The organism is Pseudomonadota bacterium (assembly GCA_010028905.1).
GTDB lineage: Bacteria > Vulcanimicrobiota > Xenobia > RGZZ01 > RGZZ01 > RGZZ01.
Window position 1 is genome coordinate 1 of record RGZZ01000717.1, and the last position, 1,814, is coordinate 1,814.

Genomic DNA, 1,814 nt, shown 5'->3' on the forward strand with positions numbered 1-1,814 from the left:
CGCGCGGTGAGCACGCGCACGAACTGTCGGCTCATGGCGCAGGCGTCGTCGATGGAGCCATACCGCTTCTCCGCGAGATCACGCAGCAGGCAATCGCCGAGCACGGCGAGCCCTCGGGGCGGCATTGCCGCCAGCTGCTGATCAGACAGATCGCGCGCCAGCTCGAGGGGCCGTCGGTGCATGTCGAGGCGCTGCATCACGTGGCGCGCCACGCGACGGGCCGCCCCGTGCATGGGCGGCATGAACGTGCTGACCTCGTGGCGAAGACGACGGGCGAACGGCTGCTTCTCGATGGGCTCCGGGTTCTCGACGACCGGCCGCGGGGTCGACGGCAGCGACGGATCGCCGCCAAGACTGGCGCTCTGCGCCACAGCCTCGGCCAATCGATCGAGCAGCTGCTCGCGAAAGGCGCCGTGGTAGCTGTCGACGATGGTGCCTTGAAAACCGTCGGGAACGAAGCGCTGGTCTGGCCGCACATTGTGGATGTACGCGTGCTCGCCCACCCGATGGTAGGCCTGGGCGTCGCCGTAGCGATCGTCACCGAGCTCATGCAGCCGCGCCTTCGGGAAGGTCGCCTGGAGCTGGGCCAGCACCTCGGTCTTGTAGTTGCCCTGAACCTCAGCCTGATCTTCCGCCGAAGGGTGCAGGTTTTCGGCGGTGTAGCGGGGGTGATCGAGGAGGATGCCCGCCGGGAGCTGCTTCAGGAACGCCTCGTTCACCGCGTGCAGCTGCGCGGGTGCCGCCGACAGGTAGACGATGGGCACCCCGAGCGCCGCCACCCCTTCGAGGAGCTCGCGCGCGCCCGGCAGGGGAGGCTGCACCTCTCCTCGCAGGAGCGCGCCGGCCTTGGTGGCGCGCAGCGTGTCATCGATGTCGGTGACGAAGATGGGGCCATCGTAGTCGGTGGGCAGCGCCAGCACCCGCGCGGAGGCGGGCGCGAGGTCACCGTGACGGGCCTGCAAGGCAATGGGCCCGGAGAGGCTTCCTGCCGACAGCGACGGCAGGTCGGTCAGCGCGAGGCGCTGCTCGCCCTGCGGGTTTGTGGTGGACGCCGACGAGATCGACGACGCGCCCGCCGAGAAGGTGACCTGCTCACCCGCAACTCCACGCGCGGCCACGCGGGACAGCGTGCGCAACTTGTCGAGGCCGGGGGCCTTGTGGCGCAGCCGTGCGCCGGGAGGGTGGCCATGCACGGCCTCTCCGCTCTTCGGGTCGTAGGCGACGAAGCCGTCAACTCCCTCGAGGAACCAGTGCCGCTCTCGCGCGGCGTGGGACGCGGGGAGGGTTGCCTCACGCGGGGCCGAGACGTCAGGTTCTGCGGCCCGCCGAGATGCCGTCGAGTCGAGCGAACCCGCAGACGCTGCGGGCGCGGATGCGGGCGAGGCGGCCTCGAGCGGAGCCGACGCTCCTCCCCGCGCGGGGGCGGGCGGAGCGGTTGCGGCAGTGCGCAGACGCGCAGGGTCGAGTGGCTGCATCAAGTCCAGTCTCCCTCAAGACCTCACCAGGGCATCTCGGGGTCGCCGCGGAGGGCGGCAACAGAAAGCCGTAAGAGGTACAGATTCCACCACCGGTGAGGCTTCCCTCCTTGCAGCGCACCAGGGCGCCCCGCTGCCCCCGAGCTGCGCCTTGGGCAACGCGCTCCCCATTGCCATCGCAATGCGTGTGTGGTACGGTTGTCGAGCCTTTCACACCGAACCCCTCGTGCTGGGAGCCCTCACACCTGTGCGCTTCGCTGAGCCCCCCCCTGCCCGCCCCCGCGTCAGAGGTCTGAACGACCGGGGATGCGCGTCCACCAGCGTGCGCACCGAGTCCGC

1 protein-coding gene is annotated in these 1,814 nt (G+C 70.3%); it reads right to left on the bottom strand.

Annotated elements, in window-relative coordinates; translation table 11 throughout:
• A partial coding sequence (locus EB084_24660; protein NDD31456.1) for a DUF2183 domain-containing protein occupies positions 1–1,475 on the bottom strand: 1,475 nt, incomplete at its 3' end.
• Positions 1,476–1,814 lie beyond the last annotated feature (339 nt).